General features: G+C 55.8%; 25 protein-coding genes and 1 riboswitch. Of the genes, 13 read left to right on the forward strand and 12 right to left on the reverse strand.

From position 1 onward, the window contains the following. A complete protein-coding gene (locus D0C27_RS08790) occupies positions 1–861 on the reverse strand; it encodes a MurR/RpiR family transcriptional regulator (RefSeq protein WP_060186169.1) in 861 nt (286 codons plus the stop codon). Positions 862–1043: 182 nt separating this feature from the next. Between D0C27_RS08790 and D0C27_RS08795 the strand changes: the two genes are divergently transcribed. Beyond that, positions 1044–2369: an aspartate aminotransferase family protein gene (locus D0C27_RS08795; protein ID WP_137430791.1), complete on the forward strand. Its 1326-nt coding sequence runs from the start codon at positions 1044–1046 to the stop codon at positions 2367–2369. Positions 2370–2472: 103 nt separating this feature from the next. Then, positions 2473–2997 carry a carboxymuconolactone decarboxylase family protein gene (locus D0C27_RS08800; protein WP_137430792.1) on the forward strand — a complete coding sequence of 175 codons (525 nt, stop codon included), beginning with the start codon at positions 2473–2475 and terminating at the stop codon, positions 2995–2997. Here D0C27_RS08800 and D0C27_RS08805 read toward each other — a convergent pair. Beyond that, complete coding sequence (locus tag D0C27_RS08805; RefSeq protein WP_137430793.1) at positions 2994–3935, reverse strand: LysR family transcriptional regulator; 942 nt, start codon at positions 3933–3935, stop codon at positions 2994–2996. The genes D0C27_RS08800 and D0C27_RS08805 overlap by 4 nt on opposite strands. A gap of 86 nt (positions 3936–4021) precedes the next feature. Here D0C27_RS08805 and D0C27_RS08810 point away from each other — a divergent pair, with 86 nt between their 5' ends. The 3 genes from D0C27_RS08810 to D0C27_RS08820 all read left to right on the forward strand — a co-directional run bounded on the left by D0C27_RS08810 (position 4022) and on the right by D0C27_RS08820 (position 6178). Beyond that, positions 4022–4657, forward strand: coding sequence for a threonine--tRNA ligase (locus D0C27_RS08810; RefSeq protein ID WP_137430794.1), 636 nt, complete (start codon positions 4022–4024; stop codon positions 4655–4657). A 125-nt stretch (positions 4658–4782) separates the two neighbouring features. Beyond that, positions 4783–5517 (forward strand): 2OG-Fe(II) oxygenase, encoded by a 735-nt coding sequence (locus tag D0C27_RS08815; RefSeq protein ID WP_009462634.1) that lies wholly within the window; start codon positions 4783–4785, stop codon positions 5515–5517. Position 5518: 1 nt separating this feature from the next. Beyond that, on the forward strand, positions 5519–6178 hold the full coding sequence (locus tag D0C27_RS08820) for a LysE family translocator (protein ID WP_021447051.1): 660 nt from the start codon (positions 5519–5521) through the stop codon (positions 6176–6178). Positions 6179–6395: 217 nt separating this feature from the next. Here the strand turns inward: D0C27_RS08820 and D0C27_RS19490 are convergent, their stop codons facing one another. From D0C27_RS19490 to D0C27_RS08835, 4 genes are all read right to left on the reverse strand, one after another. After that, positions 6396–6518: a putative transporter small subunit gene (locus D0C27_RS19490; protein ID WP_009462638.1), complete on the reverse strand. Its 123-nt coding sequence runs from the start codon at positions 6516–6518 to the stop codon at positions 6396–6398. A 33-nt stretch (positions 6519–6551) separates the two neighbouring features. After that, positions 6552–8255, reverse strand: coding sequence for a sodium:solute symporter family protein (locus D0C27_RS08825; RefSeq protein ID WP_035269247.1), 1704 nt, complete (start codon positions 8253–8255; stop codon positions 6552–6554). 527 nt (positions 8256–8782) lie between these two features. Continuing rightward, positions 8783–9580, reverse strand: a complete 798-nt coding sequence (locus D0C27_RS08830; protein WP_137430795.1) for a winged helix-turn-helix domain-containing protein — start codon at positions 9578–9580, stop codon at positions 8783–8785. 1046 nt (positions 9581–10626) lie between these two features. After that, positions 10627–11502 carry an ATP adenylyltransferase family protein gene (locus D0C27_RS08835; RefSeq protein WP_137430796.1) on the reverse strand — a complete coding sequence of 292 codons (876 nt, stop codon included), beginning with the start codon at positions 11500–11502 and terminating at the stop codon, positions 10627–10629. A gap of 117 nt (positions 11503–11619) precedes the next feature. Here D0C27_RS08835 and D0C27_RS08840 point away from each other — a divergent pair, with 117 nt between their 5' ends. From D0C27_RS08840 to D0C27_RS08855, 4 genes are all read left to right on the forward strand, one after another. Beyond that, positions 11620–11997 carry a RidA family protein gene (locus D0C27_RS08840; RefSeq protein WP_009462650.1) on the forward strand — a complete coding sequence of 126 codons (378 nt, stop codon included), beginning with the start codon at positions 11620–11622 and terminating at the stop codon, positions 11995–11997. Positions 11998–12089: 92 nt separating this feature from the next. Then, positions 12090–12587: a RidA family protein gene (locus tag D0C27_RS08845; protein WP_115635281.1), complete on the forward strand. Its 498-nt coding sequence runs from the start codon at positions 12090–12092 to the stop codon at positions 12585–12587. Positions 12588–12732: 145 nt separating this feature from the next. Then, complete coding sequence (locus D0C27_RS08850; RefSeq protein WP_009462654.1) at positions 12733–13083, forward strand: CidA/LrgA family protein; 351 nt, start codon at positions 12733–12735, stop codon at positions 13081–13083. Then, positions 13083–13817: an LrgB family protein gene (locus tag D0C27_RS08855; RefSeq protein WP_021447054.1), complete on the forward strand. Its 735-nt coding sequence runs from the start codon at positions 13083–13085 to the stop codon at positions 13815–13817. Before D0C27_RS08850 ends, D0C27_RS08855 begins: the two co-directional genes overlap by 1 nt. A 20-nt stretch (positions 13818–13837) precedes the next feature. Here the strand turns inward: D0C27_RS08855 and D0C27_RS08860 are convergent, their stop codons facing one another. The 4 genes from D0C27_RS08860 to metX form a co-directional block, all read right to left on the reverse strand. Beyond that, on the reverse strand, positions 13838–14455 hold the full coding sequence (locus tag D0C27_RS08860; protein ID WP_009462658.1) for a trimeric intracellular cation channel family protein: 618 nt from the start codon (positions 14453–14455) through the stop codon (positions 13838–13840). A gap of 8 nt (positions 14456–14463) precedes the next feature. Beyond that, positions 14464–15693: a muropeptide transporter gene (locus tag D0C27_RS08865; protein ID WP_080655531.1), complete on the reverse strand. Its 1230-nt coding sequence runs from the start codon at positions 15691–15693 to the stop codon at positions 14464–14466. Between the two features lie 17 nt (positions 15694–15710). Then, on the reverse strand, positions 15711–16340 hold the full coding sequence (metW, locus tag D0C27_RS08870) for a methionine biosynthesis protein MetW (protein WP_009462662.1): 630 nt from the start codon (positions 16338–16340) through the stop codon (positions 15711–15713). Beyond that, positions 16337–17581 carry a homoserine O-succinyltransferase MetX gene (gene metX, locus D0C27_RS08875; protein WP_035269235.1) on the reverse strand — a complete coding sequence of 415 codons (1245 nt, stop codon included), beginning with the start codon at positions 17579–17581 and terminating at the stop codon, positions 16337–16339. Before metX ends, metW begins: the two co-directional genes overlap by 4 nt. Beyond that, positions 17571–17649: riboswitch (SAM riboswitch) on the reverse strand. It overlaps the preceding gene by 11 nt. A 203-nt stretch (positions 17650–17852) precedes the next feature. Here metX and D0C27_RS19605 point away from each other — a divergent pair. Then, a complete protein-coding gene (locus D0C27_RS19605; RefSeq protein ID WP_009462666.1) occupies positions 17853–18128 on the forward strand; it encodes a response regulator transcription factor in 276 nt (91 codons plus the stop codon). Here D0C27_RS19605 and D0C27_RS08885 read toward each other — a convergent pair. Continuing rightward, on the reverse strand, positions 18058–18588 hold the full coding sequence (locus tag D0C27_RS08885) for a hypothetical protein (RefSeq protein WP_009462668.1): 531 nt from the start codon (positions 18586–18588) through the stop codon (positions 18058–18060). The genes D0C27_RS19605 and D0C27_RS08885 overlap by 71 nt on opposite strands. A gap of 194 nt (positions 18589–18782) precedes the next feature. Between D0C27_RS08885 and gshA the strand changes: the two genes are divergently transcribed. Beyond that, positions 18783–20366, forward strand: coding sequence for a glutamate--cysteine ligase (gene gshA, locus D0C27_RS08890; protein WP_137430797.1), 1584 nt, complete (start codon positions 18783–18785; stop codon positions 20364–20366). A 180-nt stretch (positions 20367–20546) separates the two neighbouring features. Here the strand turns inward: gshA and D0C27_RS19610 are convergent, their stop codons facing one another. Continuing rightward, positions 20547–21611 (reverse strand): bifunctional transcriptional activator/DNA repair enzyme AdaA, encoded by a 1065-nt coding sequence (locus tag D0C27_RS19610; protein ID WP_060186159.1) that lies wholly within the window; start codon positions 21609–21611, stop codon positions 20547–20549. Positions 21612–21805: 194 nt separating this feature from the next. Here D0C27_RS19610 and D0C27_RS08900 point away from each other — a divergent pair, with 194 nt between their 5' ends. Together D0C27_RS08900 and D0C27_RS08905 are read left to right on the forward strand one after the other, a co-directional pair. Then, positions 21806–23866: a TonB-dependent receptor domain-containing protein gene (locus D0C27_RS08900; protein ID WP_137430798.1), complete on the forward strand. Its 2061-nt coding sequence runs from the start codon at positions 21806–21808 to the stop codon at positions 23864–23866. Then, complete coding sequence (locus D0C27_RS08905) at positions 23863–24639, forward strand: class I SAM-dependent methyltransferase (protein WP_137430799.1); 777 nt, start codon at positions 23863–23865, stop codon at positions 24637–24639. Before D0C27_RS08900 ends, D0C27_RS08905 begins: the two co-directional genes overlap by 4 nt. Positions 24640–25035: the final 396 nt, after the last annotated feature.

Consider the following 25035-nt stretch of genomic DNA (forward strand, 5'->3'; position numbering starts at 1 on the left):
CTATTTCCAGTAAGCACCGGACTGGTGCAATTGATTTTCAACCAACTCAATACCGCTGACAGCACGACTGCCCGCCTTGGCCAGAACCTGTTCCAGCAAGACCTCCACCAGTGCCTGTGCAGCAACCAGAGAAGGAAAAAAAGACGGACTGTCGGTTCCAAACAATAATGTGGCATCTGCCTGCTGCGCAATAGGGGCAAGCAAGCTGTCGCAAATCGCCAGAATTTGTGCATCTGCCTGTCGGGCCGCTGCATGGGCCAGCACGGCTTCCTGGGAATACGGTGCAAAACCGAACAAGACCAGCACATCCCCTTTTTGCAGCGCCCGCAGATCCATATCCAGAGTGCCGGACTCGCCACGCAACAAGCCAATCGAGGGCCGGAACAGACGGTACTGATAATGGAAGGAAAAAGCGGGTGCAAAAGAGGCTCTGAACCCGGCCACAAAAACCCGCTTGGCCTTGTTCAGCAATTCCACAGCCTGTGGCAAGCGTGCTTCATTCACCTCGCGCAGCAGCGCCAGAGTATCCATTTGTGCTGTCAGCGTCTGCGCCAGGCGATCTTCTTTATTTCGATTGCGTACCACCGCCCGGGCCTGATCGGCATAGCGCCTTGCACCCTGTCCATGCAGCGCCTGGGTGAACACAGCCTTGAACTCTGCCCAACCGCCAAAGCCCAAAGACTGGGCAAAGCGCAGCAAGGTAGCAGGCTGCACCTGTGCCTGCGCGGCCAACTGACGCATGGACATCAAGGGCACCTGTTCGGCGTGATCCAGCACATAGCGCGCGCTTTGCTGGAACTGCGGCGACATGGTGGCAAACGCTGCCTGAATACGCTCGGTCAGATTGCTCAAGGAGTTCATGGGCCAACACGCTTAAAAAGGGGACATCAAGTATATATCGGGCGCAAATGCAGTCTGGGCGCAACAGTGAGGCCTTTATCCACCTGTCCCGACAAATCAATGATGATTTATTTGTTGAAAGTATTATTATATATTCAACATACGTTGAAAATCCTTCCGGGCCTACTTTCTGGATCTGCGCCATGACACATGTCTTTCATCGCAACCCCAAACAAACCTTGCCCTGCGCCGTCAAAGGCGATGGTATCCGCATCGTGGACAGCAATGGCAACACTTATATAGACGCCAGCGGTGGCGCGGCCGTATCCTGCCTGGGCCATAGCCACCCTGTTGTGATCGCTGCCATCAAGCAACAGCTGGACCAGATTGCCTACGCCCACACCTCCTTTTTCAGCAGCCAGGCCGCCGAGGACCTGGCAGATTTTTTGACCAGCCGATCCCCCGGTGATCTGGACCATGTGTACTTTCTGTCCGGAGGCTCGGAGGCCGTAGAAGCCAGCCTGAAGCTGGCACGGCAGTATTTCGTGGAGATTGACCAGCCCGAGCGTCATATTTTCATCGCACGCCGTCAGAGCTATCACGGCAATACGCTGGGGGCTTTGGCCATTGGCGGCAATGAATGGCGTCGCAAGCCATTCCTGCCTCTACTGGCTCCGGCCCAGCATGTCTCGCCCTGCTACCCCTACCGCGACCAAGGCAGTGATGAAAGTGCCGAGCAATATGCCGACCGTCTGGCTCAGGAACTGGACGACATGATTCAAAGCCTGGGTCCCCAGAACGTCGCGGCCTTTGTCGGCGAGACTGTAGTGGGCGCGACCGCTGGTGCCTTGGCGCCAGTAGGCGATTACTGGAAAAAGATCCGTCGGGTCTGCGACAAGCACGGCGTGCTGCTGATTCTGGATGAAGTCATGTCGGGCATGGGGCGGACCGGCTATCTGTTCGCCTGCGAAGAGGACGGAGTCGTGCCGGACATCATGGCCATTGCCAAGGGTCTGGGTGCGGGCTATCAGCCTATTGGTGCGATGCTGGCCAGTGACCGGATTTACCAAGCCATCCTGAATGGCTCGGGCTTTTTTCAGCACGGCCATACTTATATGGGTCACGCCACAGCCTGCGCTGGTGCTTTAGCCGTGCAACAAGTCATTGAGCAAGACCAGTTGCTGGAAAACGTCCGTCAGCGCGGCGAACAATTGCGCCGGGAGCTGCATCAGGCGTTGGACAGCCACCCCAATGTGGGTGATATACGTGGTCGTGGCCTGTTTGTCGGAGTCGAACTGGTACAAGACAAGGCCAGCAAGCAAGCGCTGGACCCTGGCTTGAAAACCCACGCCAAGATCAAGCAGCATGCGTTTTCCCAAGGTTTAATGCTCTACCCTATGGGTGGCACGATAGATGGAGTTCACGGCGACCATATCTTGCTGGCACCGCCCTTTATCTGCACCGAGGCCGACATTCACGAAATCGTGACACGTCTGACCCAAACCATCGAACACATCCTGCCCCGATAAACCCGTCGAGCAGAGCGTCGAACAAACAGTCAGAACGCTCTGCTGACTGCGCTGCGGCAAGCCAGCCGCAAGAGGCACCGCTAGTTATACATAAAGGAGAACCATGGCCCGCCTACCCTATGCTGACCTGAAAGCCCCCGACGCCGCCCCACTGGTAGAGCAGATCATTGCAGAGCGCGGCAGCGTCTTGCACCTGTACCAGATGCTGCTGCACAGCCCACCCATTGCCAAAGGCTGGCTGAATCACCTGACCGGCATACGCCACAACAGCAGCCTGCCGGGCGATCTGCGCGAACTGGTCATCATGCGCGTAGCCCTATTGAACCGCGCCCCTTACGAGGCCGATCAACATGCCCCTATCGCGCTGGCAGAGGGGCTAAGTCGAGCCCAACTGGATGCTCTGCCCGACTGGCAAGACTCCGAGGCCTTCACGCCCATTCAGCGCGCTGTGCTGGCTTACACCGATGCCATGACTCTGAATGTGCAAGTGGAGTCCGCTGTTTTTCAGGAGGTACGCCAGTATTTTGATGAAAAACTGACGGTTGAGCTGACCGCCACCATCGCTACCTACAATATGGTGTCGCGCTTTCTGGAAGCCCTGCATATTCATTCCGACGACTCGCGTTAAAACGGCACCCTGAGCACATCCGTCCGGCCGCCTCCCAGGCGCCCCGCTAAAAACTCCACAAACAAACGCAGTTTTGGAGGCAAATGGCGGGTGGGAGGATACAAGGCCCACAAGGCCCCGCAATACTGAGTACGGAACTCCCAATCGGCCAGCACCCGCACAATACGCCCTTCCTGCTCCGGCTCCTTGGCCACAAAGCAGGGCAAACTGCCTATCCCCAAGCCGCGCTCCACCGCATCCAGACGCACACCCGTATGGTTGGCCGCATAACGCCCGCTGACCGACACATTCAGCACACGCCCGCCTTTATTGAAACGCCAACGTGAATCGCTGGGTGCCTCGCCCAGGTAGATGCAGCTATGTTCGCGCAACTGCTGGGGATGTACGGGCAGGCTGTGTTCGGCCAGATACTCCGGACTGGCGTACAAGCCATGCCGAATATCCGTCAGATGACGCCCCATCAAACCGGGCGGCGGCTGATCCGTGATGCGTATCGTCAGATCCAACTGATCGTCGATCAGGTCTGCATAGCGATCATCCAGATTCATCAGCACATTCACTTTGGGGTGCGCCGCCAGAAAATCCGGCATATGCGGATGAATCAGAAAATGCCCCACGGCTTTGGGAACACTCAAGCGTATCTGCCCCTCCGGCTCGGTCTGGAACTGCCCCGAGATCTCCATCGCGGCCTGGGCGCAGGACAGCATGTCACGGGCATGCTCGTAAATTGCCTGGCCACTGTCGCTTAGCCGTAATTTACGCGTCGTGCGCTGCAATACCCGCGTTCCCAAACCTTTCTCCAGACGCGCAATGGAACGGCTGACTGCCGACGGGGTATAGCCCAGTTGGCGAGAGGCTTCGGAAAAGCTGCCTGTCTCCACCACTTTGACAAAAACCACCATATCGCTCATCAGGGAAGTGAGATTACTTGTGCTCATAGGGAATAAATTATTTCAATGAATTGCAATTATCAGGACTGCCCACTATGCCTACAATGCCTTAAAACCAACCTACAGGTAATAAAATGCAAGATAAATTATATTTGACTAGCAATAGCCTTACCTGCATAGCGGAAATCCTGGAGTGTTATCACTCCGAAAATGAGCGTTATGCTGTCAGGCTGGATAAAACCTTATTTCATCCCCAAGGCGGGGGTCAGCCTTGCGACAAAGGCACGATAAATGGGCACGAGGTCCTGCATGTAGCTCAAAACCGCGACGGTCACGTACTGCACTACCTGCATGTGCGCCTGCCGCTGGGGCCCGTAGAACTACATATTGATCGCGCTCACCGACTGGAGCACGCCCGCCTGCATACGGCCGGCCACCTTATCGGCCATCTGGTTGAACGCATAGGCTGGCAGGCCGTAAAGGCGCATCACTGGCGGGGCGAGTCACGGGTGGTCTTTCGCAACCCCAAGGATGCTCTGCCCCCCTTCCTGGATGATTTGTCCAATCGTTGTGCTGAACAGATTCAATTGGCTCAGCCAATTTCCATCAGTTTTCAGGAAGGGCGCCGCGAGGTTGCGATTGGTAGCCTGGGGTGCTACCCCTGCGGCGGCACACATGTTGGAAACACATCCGAATTAAATGGACTGAAAATAATCCGTATAAAAAACAAAAAAGATGAATTGAGCATTCATTATGAAATGAAGAATTAATAAATAATAAAAATCATGGCAGTTTATTAGCTCTGGCTATTATCGGAAAAGAAAAACAATTCTTTTAGAACCCCCAAGGGAAGTGAGATATGTATTTAGAGACCGAACGATTGCGGACTGAGCATATGCAGTCCCTGCTAAATGGCGAACTCCTGGCTATCCGCCTCTCCGGCTTCATTGATGCGCCCACCTCACAAAAGCTGGGCGAGCAAATCATAGACAAAGGCTTTGATCGCTATGTGAACGCTCCGAGCATCGGCCGCATTGGCATGGCTTTTTACGAAGCCGAAAACCAGCCCGAACGCATGGCCTCCTATTTCGAGGGGGTTTTTGACAATATCGACGAACTGCGCCGCCGCTGCGCCCCCTACCTGTCCCCGATTGACGTGCTGCGTTGCACGCTGGATGAAGTCTGGCCTGCCGGAGCCACACTGGAGACCTTGTACGGAAAGAAAATGTATGTGGGCTTGTCGCGCGTGGTGCAACCCGATGTGCGCTTTCTGGCGCATCACGACATTTTGGCCAAGGACGCCCCCGGGAATTACCAGGCCATCAGTCTACAAGGCCAGTTGGCCGCCAATGTCTATTTGAAAATGCCCGAACAAGGAGGTGAACTGCAAATCTGGCAAACCGAACTGAGCCCGGATGAATTTGATGAAATGCGTGGCGACAGCTATGGCATCCATCCTGATTTGTTGGGCACCCCCGAAGTACAGATACGCCCCGGTCCGGGCGATCTGATTATTTTCAATTCTCGCAAAATGCATGCCGTCACCCCCGGCAAGGGCGATTTGCGCCTGAGCCTGTCTTGCTTTGTGGGCTATCGCGGCCCGGCCATGCCGCTGACCTTCTGGAGTTAATGTGTTGCAAACCTATTGGCCAGAGTTCGCTACTCTGGCTTTGATTCATTTTTTGGCCGTTATTGCCCCTGGACCAGATTTTGCTGTCACCATCCGCCAAAGTGTGCGGCTAGGCCGCCAGGCCGGTATTGCCACTGCCATTGGTATTGGCGCCGGAATCTCCGTGCATGTGATCTATACCTTGATGGGCGTGGGAGCCCTGCTGCACTCCACCCCCTGGCTGATGAGTGTGGCCGAGGTATTGGGAGGTGCTTACCTTCTCTATATAGGCTGGGGATTCCTGCGCCAGGCCAGCACACCGATGGAAGTGAGCCTGGCCGAGTCCGACAATGGCAAACCCGCTGCTGTCAGCGTACGCCAGTCCTTGACGCTGGGCTTCATGACCAATGCCACCAACCCTAAGGCGACGCTGTTCTTTCTGGCCGTGTTTACTACCGTGGTCAGCGCCAGCACGCCTTTGACGACCCAGATGCTCTACGGCGTCTGGATGTGCCTGGTTAATGCGGGCTGGTTTATTGTGGTCAGCCTGATCTTTACCAATCCTCGCGTACGTCAGCGATTCCTGCGTATGGGGACCTGGTTTGAGCGCGTGACAGGGGTTCTACTGCTGGGGTTTTCGCTGCGCCTGCTGATCCATGCCGGTCAGCGCATCCTGCTTTAAGCCCGCCGACAAGCCATGGAGCCCAAGGCTACGAGTGATAAGGTCTGCGCAGCAGAACCATCAGACGCTAAACAGCACACAGGTTTGACTTCATGCCTGTACTCACCATCTTGGCCTGAGCACCGTCTGGCACCTATGCGGCGCTATGGTCTTGGCTTGGGCTCTGCACACCATAAAAAAATCCCCGCCCTGAACACAGGGCGGGGATTTTTACTCCTTAGACCATGGACTCACCCGTCTTGCGGGCGTTGCGCCAGTCACGGACCAGGTTACCGACCAGCAGAACCAGAATGATGGCTGACATGACTGGCCAGACCAGAAAGTAAATCGTCATAAGCATAGTGTTCTCCTTTTAACGTCTTGTCTCATACCCTCAAGCACGAGCCGAGGCTGGCTCACCTTGTTTCGACTCCCGAACTTTCTGCTTGCTCGGTGCAGGTGTGTCATCGTAGTGAAACGACTGCACACGCTCGGCAAGCACAGAGAAATCAAAACGTTCCTGACTACGCAAGCTGATGGCCACACACACCACAGCGCTAACGCCGTAGGCGGTCAGGGAACCCATCAAAACAAGGTACTCACGCAAAAAGCCAATGAAGTTGGGCAAAAGAATCGCAGTGGCAATCACCCCCACCGCAATCGCAATACGGCTGCGGAAGAAGGCAAAAGCCATCAAACCGGCAACCACACCGCCACCAATCGAAGCGGTAATCTCATAGAACACGGCTACCGCACCTTCGATAGGAATCAACTCAAAACGCACGATCGTAAACAGCACGACGGCACACAAAACCGACCAGCTAAAGGCTTTGTTGGTAACACGATCCCAGTAAAAGCTGACAATGACCGGGAACACAATCGCGCCCCACAAGGCACCCACAAACACCAGCATGACCAGAATATCCAGCTTCAGGCTGGCGAAGATCACACCCACCATCGTGGCAACCACCATGGTGATACGGCCCCACCACAACATGCGGGCTGGTTTTGGACGACCACGAGCAATGTTTTTGGCGTAGATGTCGGTCATCACGATAGCCGACAATGCAGCCAGGTCCGAGTCCGCCGTGGAGGACAAGGAGCCCACCACCAGGATGAAGAACAAGGCAATGCCAAATGGCGGCAAGTAGGTGGACGCCATCTGCGGGATGATGTTGTTCATGTTTCCATCCACAGGCTGCAAGCCGGTGAACAGAGCCAGCAAACCCAACATGCCCAGACCAATCACCACGGCACCATAACCAATGGTGGCCGTCAGGAAAGTGGGTTTGATCAGGTCCTCGCGTACGGCGAACAGGCGCTGGGCAATGGTTTGGTTACCAATCGCGTAAGCCAGCACCGCCACAAAATACGGCGCCCCCTGCTCCAGAATTGCCTTGGTGGAATAGAAGTTGGCTTGCTCGGAATCCAGACGCCACCAGTTGGCCTGCACCATCTCCGGGCCACCGGCATTAAAGAAGATCAGCGGGATAATGACCACGGCCGACAAAATCATGGCAACCAGCTGGGCAAAGTCCGTCATCACCGAGGCGCGGAACCCCGACCACAGGGTATAGGACAAGACGCCCAGACCCGCAATCAGCACACCTTGAATAAATGTCAGAGGGCTAAGGATCGAGACCAACGCACCTGCCGCGGTGAAGTTCACCATCAGGCTGATACCACTGCCTACCACGTTGGAAATCGCCATAATCATCTGGCTGGACGAGCCGTGCCGTGCATGCAGCACCTCGGCCAGGGTGTGCGCCTGCGGGGCCAACTGGCGAAAACGTCGCCCGAAGGGGTAGATGAACAAGATCATCAAGGCTCCCCATAGCCCGTAATGCAGAGGGCCGGATAGCCCGTACTTGAAGCCCGAGGTCGCGCTGGCATAAAACGACGCCGCCCATACCCAGGTGGCAATCATGCTGGCCGCCGACAGGCCAAACCCCACCGCACTGTTGGATACCATGTATCCGTCCACGTTTTCTTTCTTTTGACCAATCATGAGCGACATCAGGAACGTCGCGCCATAAAAGCCGACCAATAACAATATGGCCGTCGTGGTTGAAAGCGTAAAAAACTCCGCCTCTTGCATGTCTTTCCTTTTCTCTTCTGCGCGAGAGCCACTTGCACCACCTGGCTCACTCGCATGCATGCCGATTCCGCATTAACGCGCTGGGCGACACCCATCCCAGGACCAGAACCGAAACACTTGAACCGAACGCGCGCACAAACGCCCCCGCCCTTGGCACAAGCCAAAGCGAGAAAAAAGCAAGACACAGCGCAAAGTGCCTCACATTGCGGCGAGTCTGCGGGCCTTACAGCAAATAAATAGGGCCAGAGACAAGCCGCTCTGTTGCAGGCCGATGTCGTGTGAGACAGTCGGCTGGTTGTTCCGCGACCCAAGGGCCGGGCAAGGTGTTTCGGGCTAAAGCCGGGTTGTTGTGCAACAACCTGTTGAAGAACGAGCCGCCATTTTGTTATGCAATTTTGTCGCACCTGAACGGCCTGTTCGAGAAGCTGATTCAATGAACCAGAGCGATCAATTATACATATTTAAAATTTAAGGGTCTATATCATGCTGTTTCAGCATCGAGAAAGGGCGTTCCAGCCCTTTACTAATCATTCGTAGACCTCATCATTGCTAAGGCTCACGCGTGTCAGCTCCTGACATGCAGCGGGTACTTTGCCCACAAAAGCGTAGCCTTCCCCGCGCACCGAACGAATGGGCAGCTCCTCTCCCATCGCGGTTAATTTACGTTTCAAGCGACTGATCAAAACGTCCACAGAACGGGCAGTTGCCTCCCGCCCCTCTTCCAGCGGAAAAAGGCGATCGCGTTCTACGGTTTCTGGACAGACGGAAAACAGAACCTGAACAATCCGACGCTCACCGCGGGTCAACATGACAGAATGGCCTTTAGGCGTCATCATGGTCCAGCCGTTTTCGGTCAAATCCCATAACTGGGACTGCGGTTTCACATCCTGTTTTCGCATGAAGGTGATGGCTGGAGGCAAACCGTCTTGCGCACCGCGCAGACTCTGTTGCAAGGCAAAACCACGACGACGCAAGGCTTGTACGCAGGCCACCACCTCTACCGGCAAGGCATCTTGATCGAAGCAGGCATCAGCTCCCACCAGCAGCAGATGACCCCGTTCCAGACCAGCCATTTTGTCGCGCCGCACAACAATCACCCCCGCAGCCGGAAAATCCATACGCAAGCGATTAATGTGCAGGAAAACGTTGTCAGCATGACACAGCAAGGCCAATACCATTTCGCCTGCGGCGATGTGCGCCAGCGACAAGCATTTCTCCATGGTTTCAACTGTCTGAACTCTCACCCCCCACTGCTCCGACTCCAAAACGATCTGCCGCAAACTGGCATTGTCGTCATGCAACAGGAAAGTCTGTTCAACCGTCATAGTCCTCATCCTTGCAGGCCCTCTAAGGCACCTGTATTTCTTCTAACCTTGGACCTGCCTTAACAGACGCTGAGCAGCATCAGGCATGGATAGGTAAAGCATTCCCTGTTTCAGGGACTCATCAATTCGGGCAACCTGGGCTATCCGATCTTCCATGCCTAAAATCCGCGAGGCTCCCACATTAGCAAAGCCAACGTCAGCCAGTCTATGCGTGGCCAATAAATTAATTTGAAAGTTCGCTAAACACTGGCGCTGATAGGCTCAAACTGCCCTTAGCCGTGAAATCATTGATTTGACAACCACAAAGACCACTTCCCCTCCTCAACAGACCTTGACGACAAACCTAAATCCCCATTCATGGAAACCTCAATTAAATTCTCTCCATTATTCTATAATTTGATGTTTTCTATTCCCATCGAGACCCATTACGCCCTTCCAAAACAAAAAATATAAAATAAATTCCCTATTTTAATTTTGTTTTAAATTTCAGTACCATTTCACTATCAACGAACGAAACAGCTAACAGGCACACCACCGTGCGCATAAATGTATCGCCCCACAAGCAGGGCAGATAGTATTCACTCAGCACAAAACCCAGCTACAAAGACCAACACCGTGCCAGCCCCTGCTGCGCGCCCAAGGCAAAACCAATACGTAATAAAACCAGCAAATTCTGGAGCAATAAGAAAAACATGAGCTTCAGACGAAACATACTTAAGCAATTCACCTCTTGAGACACAAAAATTTACTTTCACTCAAGCTGATGTAATTCTAATAATTAAAACCGCGCATACATTAACACTCTGCGTCTCAAACACGCTATATTTCTATTTAGCCCCACAACAAAAGTTACATTATTTCAGTTCATTTCTTTTTAAACCCATTAAACGCCGCCTCAAATCGAAAAAATGCAAAAAGGAGGACTCATTACATTCAAATATTTGTCTTTTGTTTCAGATTAGTAAATGAAGCATCCAAACAATACACAAACACACAAATAAAAACCCCGCCGTAGCGGGGTTCATCATGTCCAGCAGACTCAAGGGTCAGGCACGGCGGGCATAGCCTGCACGAGCCAACACACCCAGTGGGCCAATTTGGCGGACCAGATCTATTTGCTCGGGGGTGCGCACATAAATGCAGCCTGCATACGACAGTGCATTGACCGAAATACCGTCAACTAACTCCACGCTGCGGGGCACCACCAGCATCCACCCCTGGCCTGCCAACATATTATGTGGCGGCAGCAAGCCATCTTCTGCCGGTTCCAATCCCAACTCATTGCAGGCAGTTCGGTACGAACTCAAAAGACTGGCTGCCAAGGCTTCCGGCTCCTGCGCATCCTGCAAACGCACAAAACAGTGTTCAAAAGCCAGCGCGGGATGTTGATGCGCACTGCCTGCCGCAGCCTGGGTGGGGAGCTTGTCCAGATACAGGGCCAGCGAGCCGTTGCTAGCCGCCTGTGGAATCCATTGTGTATGTTTATGACGCTGACTGGCCCCAGCCGGGCCACCGCCGTTATAAAAGCCCAGACCGCCTTGCACGGCCAGGAAATCCGCCAGAATTCGGAAATCAATCTCGCGCAGCGGGCTGAGCTGTTCGGAAAACACCTTGTCGGCCAGCACCAGATGCAGATCACAGACGGCAAACTTGTTCAGCACGATATTGTGCGTACTACTGGCGTCATCCACTGTCAGTGCCGGGGCAGGTGGCAAAAAGGGATTGAAGTTGGGGTCACGTGGCCCACCTGGAATCGAGACGCTGGCGGCATCCTTGGCCGCCAGAGTGGATACCCAACGCACAAAAAATGTCAGCCCCTGATCGTGCATCAGCTCTTCCTGAGCTTGCACGGGCAACAAATCACCGCTGGCCAGCGCAGCCTGGCTTAGTTGGTCCAGGCGTTGCAAAATTTCCTTGCTCACGTCGTCTCGCTCCTCATCTGAAGTTGTATAGTGACGCCTTATTGTAGGCAAGAGACGCGAATAAACGCGCATTGCAGCCTAGTGCGAATTTTCCACCATCCCTATCAGGAGTACTCCATGTCCGGTATCCGCCGTATTGCCAGCCCACTGCCACTGCCCTTCTCGCGTGCCACCATGGCTGGCGGCTTTCTGTTCTTGTCCGGCCAGATTCCTTACGACGCCCAAGGTGAAGTGGTGCGCGGTTCCATCCAGGACCAGACCCACGCCGTATTTGATCGCCTGATCGAAGGCCTGGCTCTGGCTGACGCCACCTTGGCTGATGTGGTCAAAGCCACTGTCTGGTTGTCCGATATGGCCTTGTTTGCCGACTTCAACAAAGTCTACGCCGAGCGCTTTGGCGACACCCTGCCTACTCGCTCGCTGGTTGAAGCCAAGCTGGCCAAAAACGTAGACGTAGAAATCGAAGTGCAGGCCTGGCTGGGCGATCGCGCCTAAGCAGCCTTAAGGCCGACGGGCCGTCACACAAATTAACGCTGCCTGGCCCTGGCTATGGCACACTGAATTCCCCTAGTCCAAGGAGAATCCTGATGCGTTTTTTTGCTTCGGCCCGTCACATTTTGCTGGCTTGTTCTGCCTTAGGTCTTGGCGCCAGCAACCTCGCCTATGCCGCCAACACGGGCAAAACCGCAGAACCGACTGCGATCAAACGCTATCTGGGCGACTCGGACATGCCTTTTTCCCGCGCCGTGCAGGCCGGGGACTTTCTATTCCTGTCGGGACAAATCCCGCTGAATGAAAAAGGCGAAATCATACGCGGCAGCATTGAAGATCAAACCAATGCCACGCTGGACCGGATTGAAGAGACCCTGAAGCTGGCAGGTGCCGACTTCAGCCATGTCGTCAAAGCCACGGTCTATTTATCCGATATTGCCTTGTACGAGCAATTCAACAAAATCTATAAAGAACGCCTGGGCAGCAACTTCCCGGCCCGCTCTCTGGTACAAGCCAAACTGGCGGGTGGTGTAGATGTGGAAATCGAGGTTCAGGCCTGGATGGGTGCGCAAAACAGCCCCGCCAAGCATTGATGCAGGCCACTTACTATAGGTAATTCGATATAAGCAGCCCGCTTACAGCCTGGCTATCTTGTATGGCACACTAACACCCTTAGCCAGACCCTTTACCCACGCCAGGCTTGCCGCCTGGCGTTTTCGTGCCTTTACGGAAACTCTCATGATCTACGCGATTACTGCCCTATTCGCCTTTCAGCTATTAGGCGAGATCCTGGTGCAGACCTTGTCCTTGCCATTGCCAGGCCCTTTGGCCGGCATGCTGCTTCTGACTGCCGCCTTGCTGATTCGAGGCGGCGTGCCCAGCTCTTTGGAGAGCACGGCCAGTGTCATGCTGCAGAACCTGATGCTGCTGTTCATCCCCGCTGTCACGGGCGTGATGTTGTATTTTGATCGGGTAGCCGAGGAATGGCAGCCCTTTTTGATCGCCACCCTGGGCGGCACCGTCATCACCATGGTGGTCACAGCCCTGGTGCTCAATCGTCTGCTTAAGAATCGTCAGGAAGAAGAATAATGACGGACGGACTTTTTCAAATCTGGGTCTTTTTATCCAGCTCGCCCCTGCTGTGGCTGACCTTGACCTGCTCGGTCTACGCAGGCTCGGTCTGGATGTACCGCCAGTCGGGAAGTAGCCCCTTTTTGTTGCCGATTCTGGTCTCGGTCGTTGTGATTGTAGCCCTGCTCTTGCTGACCCGCACGCCTTACCCCGTTTACTTTGAAGGGGCCAAGTTCATTCACTTCCTGATTGGACCAGCAACCGTCGCCCTGGCTGTACCGCTCTACAGTCAACTGCGTCAGCTGCGCAAGATCTGGAAGCCGCTGACCATTGCCCTGATCATTGGCTCGGTTACCGCTATTTTCAGCACGGTCCTGATTGCCTGGGCTTTGGGCGGATCAATTGAAACCATCATGTCGGTTGCCCCACGCTCGGCCACCATGCCGATTGCCATGGCCTTGGCAGAACAATTTGACGGTCAGCCTTCCTTGGCTGCTGTAGCGGTTGCCATTACCGGGATTGCGGGCACGATCATGGCGCGCCCGCTGTTGAACTTGCTGCGCATTGATCGCCCCGAGGCTCGGGGCTTTGCGGTGGGTGTAACGGCACATGCCATTGGTACGGCACGTGCCTTGCAGGTTCACGAAACGATTGGGGCATTTTCCGCCATTGGCCTGAGCCTGAACGGGATCATGACTGCCGTGCTGGTTCCTTTTGTTCCTATAGTCCTGCGCTGGTTAGGCGTGGCCTGACCCGGCAAGACAGGCTGGCTCTAGCGCCACTCGTCTCGATAGACGAAGCGGGGCATCTGCCAATTGCGGTGCAGAGCCAGCATACGGAAACTCAAGCCGATAATCATGGGACCCAGCAGGGTCACATACGGGTGCCAGTCCAGATGCTGGGCACCCAGATACAAAGCGCCGGTCAGCATGGATACGCTGGCATACATCTCCTTGCGTAGCAGCAAGGGGATGTCATTACACAAGATGTCGCGCAAGACGCCACCGGCACAACCGGTAATCATGCCGCTTAGCAGCACCACCGTAATGGGCAGCTTCATTTCCAGCGCGATCTGACAGCCAATCACGGTAAAGACCACCAGTCCCATGGCATCGAGCAGCAGGAACAGGCTGTGCAAACGCCGCATGATCGGAGCGATCAAAGCCGTAAGAATGGCCGCCCCTGCCGTGATCCAGAGGTATTCAGGATGCTGTACCCAAGTCAGCGGGTAATGCCCTAAAAGCACATCCCGCACCGAGCCACCGCCCAGAGCGGTGACACAGGCGATGGTACAGACCCCCACCCAATCCATGTCACGACGGCCCGCGGCCAGCGCTGCGGTCATGGCCTCTGCAGTGATGGCGATAATGTAGAGAACAAGTAAGAGCATGATATTTTTTACGCATCAAGCTGTTGAATAAGACCCCGATAACAACGCAGCATCAGCAAGCCAGGCACAGCAATAAAGACGGTACAAATAAAAAAGCCTGGCCAACCCAGGGATTCGACCAGCACAGGCGTCAGAGGCCCGGCCAGATAGGTACGCCCCACTGCCGACAGGGCCGACAGCAGCGCAAATTGAGTGGCGGAATAGGTCCGATTACACAAAGCCATCAGCAAAGCGACAAAAGCCGCTGTGCCCAGGCCACCACACAGGTTTTCCAGACCGACCACAATCCCCATCAGCCACATGGATGGCGCGGTTTCAATCGCGATCAGCCAATAGCCCAGGTTGGAGACGGCCTGCAAAATACCAAAAATCATCAAGGCCCGGTATAGCCCCAGACGGGCCATGATCGCCCCACCCATCAAGGCTCCGACGACCGTAGCAGCCAGACCAAACACCTTATTGATAGTGCCGACCTCGGACAAGGTAAAGCCGGCTGCACGAATCAGAAAAGTGGTGGACAAGGCACCTGCAAAAGCATCACCCAGCTTGTAGAGCACAATCAGCGCCAGAACACTCCAGGCACCTGGACGCGAGAAAAAATCGGCCAAAGGCGCGATCACGGCTTCTGACAAACTGCGTGGTGGACGGCTTTGTTCCTGTGGGTCGGGTGAAATCAGGGTCACCAGCGCGCACAGCGCCATGAAGGCACCCATCAGAAAATACGTGTTGGACCAGCCCAGCCAGCGGTCCGCCAGAATCAGGGCCAGGCCGCCGGACACAATCATGGCAATGCGATAGCCCATGACTTTGACCGCCGCCCCCGCCGCTCGCTCATGTGCTTGCAGCACGTCCGTGCAATAAGCATCGAAGGCTATGTCCTGCGTGGCCGACAAGAAGGCCACCCACACGGCCAGCAAGGCCAGTGCGGTCAAATTCACCGAGGGAGAAAACAGGCCCATGGCCGCAATGGAGGCGGCCAGCAGCAGTTGAGTGACCAGGATCCAGCCGCGCCTGCGCCCCATGAACGGCGGCGCGTAGCGATCAATCAGGGGAGCCCAGAGAAACTTCAGCGTGTAGGCCGAGCCGACCAGGGTCAGAAAACCAATCTCGGTCAGTGAAACATTTTCAACGGTTGCCCAGGCCTGCAAGGTGCCTGAAACCAGGGCCAGAGGCAGGCCGCTGGCGAACCCCAGAATCAGCAAAGGCAAGACTCGGGGACTGGTATAGACACGTGACACGTCAGGCCTTATTAGCGCTAAGCAGCAAGAAAATGGGGGGACTCGAAACGATACATGGCCAGGGTACTGCGCCAGCCCGGCAAAAAACGCACCGTGTCGCGACCATTGAAGGCAGCACGATCAAGAATACGTACGCCCACCGCCTGGGCCAGATCCTGAAAGTCTTTCATGGTGCACAAATGGATGTTGGGCGTGTTGTACCACTGGTAAGGCATTTCGCCCGTGACTGGCATGCGCCCGCGCAAAATGCTCCAGCCATGCGGCCAATAACCGAAGTTAGGAAACGAGACGATACCATACCGTGCCACCCGCGCCATCTCGCGCAGGATGTGCTCGGTATGGTGCATGGATTGCAGTGTCTTGGACAGGACAACGGTATCGAACTGCTGGTCGCTGAACAGCGCCAGGCCTTTTTCCAAGTCCTGCTGAATGACATTGACGCCACGGCGTACCGAAGCAATCACAAACTGATCGTTCAGCTCCACCCCCGTTCCGACAACCTGGCGCGTGTCACGCAGATGCGCCAACAAGGTGCCATCGTTACAGCCCAGATCCAGCACACGCGAACCTGGCTCAATCCACTGCGCAATGCGCAGCAAGTCCGGTCTTAACATGGCGGCATCCACCTGAGTTTGCGGCTTAGTCATTCTGCCAACACCCCTGTAGTACGGGTGCGCGCAGGCAAGCCCAAATTAGCGGCAATCTGGTCATAGTATCCCTGCACAACGGCATGGTAACGGGGGTCTTCCAACAAGAAAGCGTCGTGCCCGTGTGGAGCATCAATTTCGGCGTAAGTGACCTCGCGCTGGTTGCGCAACAAAGCCTGCACGATTTCGCGCGAGCGCTCGGGCGAGAAACGCCAATCCGTGGTGAAAGACACCAGCAGGAATTTGGCCTGCACCTTTTCAAGCGCCTTGACCAGGTCCCCCTGGTGCTGGCGCGAAGGATCAAAGTAATCCAGCGCACGGGTGATGATCAGATAGGTATTGGCGTCAAAGTAACGCGAGAACTTTTCGCCCTGATAACGCAGATAGGACTCGACCTCGAATTCCACGCCGTAGTTGTAGTGGTACTCACCGCCTTGGGCCGGGGCACGCTGGTTGCGGCCAAACTTCTCGGCCATGACGGTGTCGGACAGGTAGGTGATGTGGCCTACCATGCGAGCAACACCCAGGCCAGCCTTGGGCACCACCCCATGTTCGTAGTAATTACCACCGTGAAACTGCGGGTCGGACAAAATGGCGCTGCGGGCCACTTCGTTAAAAGCGATGTTCTGGGCCGACAGGCGCGGGGTACTGGCAATGACCACGCAGTTTTCCACGCGCTCCGGGCAGCTGATGGCCCAGCTCAGGGCCTGCATGCCACCCAGGGAGCCACCCATAACGGCCGCAAACTTGCGAATGCCAAAGTAGTCGGCCAGACGGGCTTGGGCACGCACCCAGTCTTCTACCGTCAAAACGGGAAACTCGGAGCCCCAAGGTTTGCCAGTAGCCGGATTGATGCTGGACGGGCCGGTAGAACCAAAGCAGGAGCCGATATTGTTGACCCCGATGACAAAAAAACGATCCGTATCAACGGCTTTGCCGGGGCCGACCATATTGTCCCACCAGCCAGTGCTTTTAGGATCGTCGTCGTAATAACCGGCAACGTGATGCGAGGCATTGAGTGCATGACACACCAATACCGCATTGTTGCGCTCTTCGTTCAGGGTGCCGTAGGTTTCGACCGCCAGCTCGTAGCTGGGCAGCACTTGCCCGCTGCGCAGATGCAGGGGTTCGTCAAAGGCGATTAGTTCGGCATGTACAGGGCCCACAGAACCTTCGGGGATCAAACCGCAGGATGGGCTAAGGGCGCCAGTGTCGGCGCTAGGGACGGAATCAGTGGCCATCAGGACCTCTTTAGCTGGATTTATGGAGCGCCCGCAAGCGGATCAGGCAAATCGGCGCAAAACGTATAAGACAAAATTCTAGCATCGCTGCGGCGCGGCGTCCAAATCGACCAGCCAGGATCGATTCAGAACTCTGGGCAACGGTAACGTCATAGAAAAGACAATGCTTTGATTTACATCATTATTTTCATGCACATTTGTCTGCCAGCTAAGCTAAATTTGAGTACATTGGCCCGACGTCTACCACGAATGCATGAGGAATGGCTTTACCGTGACGCACTTAACTTCACGCGAGCAGTCCTGCCTGAACTGGGCTGCCCATGGCAAGACCAGCTGGGAAATCAGCATCATCCTGGGCATTACTGAACGCACGATCAACTTCCACTTCCAGAACGCCTACGCCAAGCTTGGAGTCTATAGCCGCCAAGCTGCCATTACCCTGGCCTTGCAGCAGCACCTGATCAGCGGCGACCCGGCTAGCGAGCTAAGCCGTCAAAGAAAACCTTTGCCTGAGCCGCGTCCGGGGCCTTCCCGGAATCCGTCATAACAAAGCCCTGCACCAGCCAGCCCGGCTCCATGCGTATCATCGCTTCCAGGCGCAAGGCCACACCGCCCACATCGCGCGTCATGAAGAAAATCTGTCCGGGTGGTGGCAACTGTATCTGGTTTTTCTCGCTGACTTGCCCATCGGGTATGAATTTCTCGCGCAGGGAATCGTGCAGTGCCTCGTACAAGCGTTGGCGAGCGGCCTGGTCCTGCTGCAGTTCCTTGGGCAAAATCACATGGCCCACGGTATAGCTTTGCCCGCCCGCCGTGGCGGTGGTCAGGTAAAAATCCAGTTGATGCTGCTCGAAATCCAACAATCGGTGACTGGTCGTGGGCTTGCCGGGCAGCATGGCCGACAGGCCCGTTTGTTCAAGCTGAACCTTGCGCCAGTTAAACTCTGGGCTGCAGGCTGCCAACATCAAGAAAGCCGCCAGTACCGCGGTAATGCGCCTGATCATCATGGTGCTAATCCCATATCCCGTTTCATGCTTTTCATCGGCTGGCTAAACAGCCGTCTTATACTCGCCCTGCCCGATACGCCTTTTGGCGCAACTTAACAAAGCAAGTCTGGTCGGACTACTATTTATAGACGGGGCCAGGCCCCCTTGAACAGTCCCGTATCTTGCACCCGATTTCGAAAGTGGGAAACACCACCATGAACACCAGCCACGAACGCCGCCTTGCCCTGCAACAGAATCCCGAGATTTTGACGGGAATCTTGCGCGGCATCGAAAAAGAAGGACTGCGCGTCGATGCGCTGGGCCAATTGGCAAACACCCCCCACCCGCAAGCCATTGGGTCGGCCCTGACCAACGGCCATATCACGACCGACTACGCCGAGGCCCTGCTGGAGCTGATTACCGAGCCGCAAGCCCGGGTCGAGGACGTGCTGCAGGAGCTGACCGACATCCACACCTTTGTGGCTGGCAAGCTGGACCAGGAGATTATCTGGAACCAGTCCATGCCCGCATTGCTGCCCGCCGAAAAAGACATTGCCATTGCCTGGTACGGCAAGTCCAACACGGGCATGCTCAAGCATGTATACCGCCGTGGTCTGGCCGAACGTTATGGCAAGCCCATGCAATGCATAGCCGGCGTGCATTACAACTTTTCCCTGCCTGATGGCATCTGGCCCTTGTTGAATGTCTGTGGCGACAATCTGCAAGATCAGCGCTCCAATGGGTATTTGGCGCTGATCCGCAACTTCACGCGCTATTCCTGGCTGCTGATGTACTTGTTTGGTGCCTCGCCCGTGCTGGATGCGAACTTCCTGCAAGGTCGCCGCAACAATCTGGACAAGATCGACGACAACACCTTGACCATGCCCTGGGCAACCAGCTTGCGCATGAGCGATCTGGGCTATCACAACAAGGAAGCCCAGGCCGAGCTCCAGCTTTGCTACAACGACCTGGACACCTTTGTGATGCGCATGTATCACGCTGCCGTAACTCCTTGGCCGGATTACGAAAAACTGGGTACCCACCGCGATGGCGAGTGGATTCAACTCAACACCCATATCCTGCAGATTGAAAACGAGTACTACTCCAGCATTCGTCCCAAGCGCACCACCCAGCGCAGCGAGCGCCCGGCTACAGCCCTGGCCCAGCGCGGTGTGGAATACATCGAAGTTCGTTGTCTGGATATAGACCCTGAATCGCCTACTGGAATTTCCGAGCAAACCTGCCGCTTCCTGGATACGTTCCTGCTGTTCTGTGCCGTGCAAGACAGCCCCTTCTTCCCGGACGGCGGCTACTGTCAGGACAGCAAGAACAATTTTGCAACCGTCGTGCGCGAAGGCCGTCGCCCCGGCTTGATGCTGACCAATCAGCAAAAAGAGAGCGTCAGCCTGCAAGACTGGGGCCACGAAATTCTGGAATCGCTGCTGCCTTACGCGCAAATGCTGGATCAGGCCCTGGATACCCAAGGTCACACAGAAGCTGTGCAAGCCCAAATCCGCAAACTGGAAAACCCGGAACTGACACCGTCGGCTCAACTGCTAAGCCGTTTGCGCGAAACCGGTTTAAGCTTTCACGACTACGCCTTGCAACGCAGCCGCGAGCATCACCAGACCTTGCTGGCCCATCCATTACCTGCCGACAAGCAAGCCGCTTTCGAGCAACAGGCCAAAGATTCTCTGCAAGCCCAGATTGATATCGAAGCGCAGGATCAGGAGTCCTTTGAGGACTACGTCCATCGCTACGAACGCAATCTGATTCCGCCTGAAGTGGAAAACAGCTAACGTAGCTTAAGCAACCCGCTGTTCTGAGCCTCCCCAAACATCTGGATAAAATCCGGATTTTTGGGGCTTGTTCATTGGGCCTTTGTTATTTATGGATCCTGGCTTGGCATCCTGTACCAACACACAAGAACAGCCTGTTTGATCTGAACACCCCATTTTTGCCTCTGCTCTGTTGGGCTGTTACTGCTTTACTCTCTTGAGTTCCCGCTCAATCTCGATCAAACGCTGTTTACGCCACAGTCCGCCCCCATAGCCGGTCAAGGAACCATCAGCGCCGATCACACGATGGCACGGAATCATCAAGGCAATCTGATTCGCCCCATTCGCCCGCGCCACCGCACGCACAGCACTTGGCCGCCCTATCTGGCGAGCAATATCGGAATAGCTGCGTGTTTCTCCAGCCGGGATGCTTTGCAATATGCGCCAGACCTCTTGCGTAAAGGCACTGCCACTGGTCAAAGCCAGGGGCGTCTTAAAGCAATCCGATCGTGCGGCAAAATAATCCGCCAACTCGGCAGCCGCCTGCTCTGAAGGCGGCATCACGCCAATACCAATGCCATCCTTGATCGAAGCCTGCAAACGTTTGAGTTCAACGGGCAAGCCTTTTCGATCTACGAACTCCAGCAGATGCAAATGGCTTTGGCTACTGACCACAACCATATCTCCCAAAGGCGTGGGTATCCAGCTAGCCCGAAGCAAGCCACCCGTCCGCAAGGCAGCAGGCGCACAGCCGAGCAAGCGGGCAAAGGCAGCCCGAAACGCACTGGCAGACTCAAAGCTGGCTTGATGCTGCGCGGCAATCACATTGCCACCCATAGCCAAAGTCTCGAAACCCTCGCGCAGACGACGCTGCCTGGCCATTTCCAGAAAGGTCATGCCAAAGTGCCGTTTGAAGCTGCGGCGCACCGTAGACAGGTCATAACCCATACGCTCCAGATGTCCTTCCGACCATCTCAGGCCCGGCTTGGCGTCCAGCTCTCGCAGCAAAGCGGTGATTGTGGGGTCTTCCAAAGCCGCAGCTTGCAGCGGATGGCATCGCTTGCAAGGTCGAAAACCGGCCTGGATGCATTCGCCAATAGTGGCATGAAAGATGCAATTTTCGGCCTTGGGCTTTCTGGCCGGACAAGTCAGACGACAAAACACCCCCGTGGAAGACACGCAGACGAAGGCTTGACCGTCATAGCGTTCATCTCGGGTCAGCAAGGCTGTGTACAGGGTCTGGAAGTCGGGAAGATCAAATAGCATGTCGGATTTTTACTCCGAAACACCAAAACAGACAGACGATTTTCAGGCGTCTATTTCAAGATTCTCAATTTTTTGATGGGCAGGCCGCTGTGCCAGCGTGGTCAAGACCCCTGGAGCTGACATAGTTTTTTTACTAAACCAGAAAATTATTGTTATGTTATAACATCTCGAAAATTAACGAACCGGAAGATGAGATGCGTTTCCAACCCCGCCCCCTGCCACTAGCCCTGGCTCTGCTTTTGTGCGCCTCTGCCCAAGCCAATGAAATTGAAGAAGCTGTCCCTGAACTGGCCCCTATCCGAATCTCTGCCAGCCCCCTGGCCTTGCGACAAACCGAGCTGGCCACCGCCAGCACGGTCCTGCAAGGCCCCAAACTGGATTTGCGCCGCAGCAGCACCTTGGGTGAATTGCTGGACGGTGAAGTCGGCATCCATGTAGACAGCTTTGGTAGCGGTGCCAGCCGCCCCGTCATTCGCGGCCAAACCGCACCTCGCGTCAAAGTTCTGAGCGATGGCGCAGAGGTCATGGACGCGTCGGCCATCTCGCCCGACCACACCATCACAGTCGACACCTGGCAAGCGGATCGCATTGAAGTGCTGCGCGGCCCCTCGGCCCTGCTTTACGGGGGCGGCGCCATTGGTGGCGTGGTCAACGTGCTGGATCGCAAAATCCCCACGGCCATTCCCGAAAAGGGTTTTGAAGGCTCGGTACGCGCCCAGGGTTCCACGGCTGATCGTGGCAGGATCGGTGCAGTGGAAATGACAGCCGGTGAAGGCAACATCGCCTTGCACGTAGAAGGTGCCTCGCACCGCAGCCGCGACTATCGCGTCCCCAATTGGACCGATGGACGCGTCAAGGACTCCGACTCCAGCACGGACACAGGCAGCGTTGGCCTCTCCTTTATTGGGGACCGTGGCTATATAGGCGCGGCCTACTCCTACCGTGAAGGCAGCTACGGTCTGCCCGGTCACAGCCACGAATACGAGGACTGCCACCCGCACGGTGCCACTCTGCATTGTGGCGGCCACAGTCACGATCACGGCCATGACCACGATCATGGGCACAGCCACGACCACGGTCATGAGCACGAACACTCGGCCACCGCTCACCTGCGTACTCAGCGTTTCGATATCCGTGGCGAACTGCGAGACCCTCTGCCCGGCTTCAAACGGGCTCGCCTGCGCGCTGGTGCGACCAACTACCAGCACGTTGAAAAAGATGGCGATATTGATGGCACCCGCTTCACCAATCGCGGTTACGACACGCGCCTGGAGCTGGAACACAACCCTTGGGGGCCGTTTGAAGGGGTCATCGGCCTGCAAACCAGCCAGTCTGATTTTGCGTCCCGCGACGGTGCTGAAAACTTCATTCCGCCCACCCGTACTCGCAGCCAGGGCCTGTTCCTTCTGGAAAGCGTGAACTGGGACGACTGGCGTCTGGAACTGGGCGCACGTCAGGAATGGCAAACCGTCACGCCCGACTCGCAAACCCTGGAACGCCGCAAAGGCACGGCGACCTCCTTCTCTTTAGGTACGGTCTGGGACTTCGCACCCGAATACGCCGCCAGCCTGTCCGTGTCCCGCTCTCAGCGTCTGCCCACGGCTCAGGAACTGTTTGCCAAAGGCGTGCACTTTGCCACGCTGAGCTATGAGCGTGGCGATCCGAACCTGGATCGTGAGACCAGCCATACGGTGGACCTGGGGCTACAAAAACACCTGGGCGATCTGCGCTTTGATCTACGTACCTTCTACACCCGTAGCTCGAACTACATTTATGGCCGCAGCCTGGACCGTCACGAAGACTTTCAGCTGATCCAATACAGCCAGGACAAGGCTCAATTCTGGGGCCTGGAAGCAGAAGCCTCTTACCCCGTCACATCCTGGGCCTCGGTCAGCGTGTACGGCGATCTGGTGCGCGGTAAACTGCAAGATCCTGGCCGCAACCTGCCCCGCATGCCCGCTGCCCGCCTGGGTATTCGCACGGATCTGAACTGGCAGAACTGGTCCGGCTTTGTCGGCTACACCCACACCTTTGCCCAGGACCGACTGGCTGAACATGAAGAGCGTTCGCCGTCTTACGGTTTGCTCAGCATGGGTTTAAGCTACCGCCTGCATATGGATCAGAACACCTACACCCTGTACCTGAGAGGAAACAACTTGCTGAACAAGTTGGCTTACCGCCATACCTCCTTTATTGCCCGTCAGGCCCCGCTGATGGGACGCAACATCCTGGCCGGGATACAGGTGGAATTTTGAGCAAGACCGCCATACACACGGGTAGCCGCCTCTACCAGATCGTGGCCGACATGCAGGGCGAGCGCCCTTGGGGCAACTTTCTGGATGCGGGCACCGGCAAGGGTTCGCTGCGCTGGTTGCTGACGCTGGACACAGAACGCTGGACGGCCATTACCGCCTCTCCCAGCATGGCTGAACAAGTCACCCGTGAGCTGGGCGATCAAAAACGCCCCGAGGACCGTCTGCTGGTGGGCAACTGGAGTGACCCTGAATTTTTGCAGGGCGAACGCTTTGATACGGTTCTGGCCGATTATCTACTGGGTGCCATAGACGGCTTTGCCCCCTACACCCAGGACCAGTTGTTCAGCCGCCTGCGGCCGCTTACCGGCCAGCGTCTCTACATTATTGGTCTGGAGCCCTACGTGCCCTATAGCAGCACGGACCCGGCGGGCAAATTGATTGTGGAAATAGGCCGTTTGCGTGATGCCTGCCTGCTACTGGCAGGCGAGCGCCCGTATCGCGAGTACCCGATGGACTGGGTCCTGCGCCACCTGCGACAGTCCGGCTATCGCTGTGTGGATGCGCAGCGCTTTGGCATTCGTTACGGCGATAGCTTTATCCACGGTCAACTGGATATGTGTGACGGGCGCTTGCGCCGTCTGAAGGACCGCAACCTGGCCATGGCCTTGTCCGAGCATGTCCAAGCCTTGCGCAAGCAAGCTCTGGCCTTGAGCCAGACCTTGGGTGGTCTGCGTCATGGCCACGACTATGTGATTTGTGCCGAAGCTATTTAAAAACCAGAAAGCTGCTCAGGAAAAAGCAAAAGGGGCTTCGGCCCCTTTTGTCTTGCATAGACTGCGATGGCAGCACATCTGGTTGTAGCGACGGCCACAAGTTCAAGACTCCAGGCACTGCCTGTCCAGACATCGCCTATACGCCTGATCGTCGTCCCGGCCAAACTCCCAAGCGCAAGCTCGCCTGTCAACGCAGGCAAATACGCAATTTCGTCCCAGGCCAAATGATCAGGATCAATAATTAGCCCACTTCACCTGAGCCGCGCATGAGGCCGTGTTTTGACAAACAACAGACACAAAAAAAGCAGCCTTTGGCTGCTTGCATCGCGACACTTTATAACTGGAAATTCAAACCAGATCTTGAAAAGCAGCCCTAAAGAGCCGTATAAACAAGAA

This window comes from Alcaligenes faecalis, assembly GCF_005311025.1.
In the GTDB taxonomy this organism is placed as follows: Bacteria; Pseudomonadota; Gammaproteobacteria; order Burkholderiales; family Burkholderiaceae_B; genus Alcaligenes; species Alcaligenes phenolicus.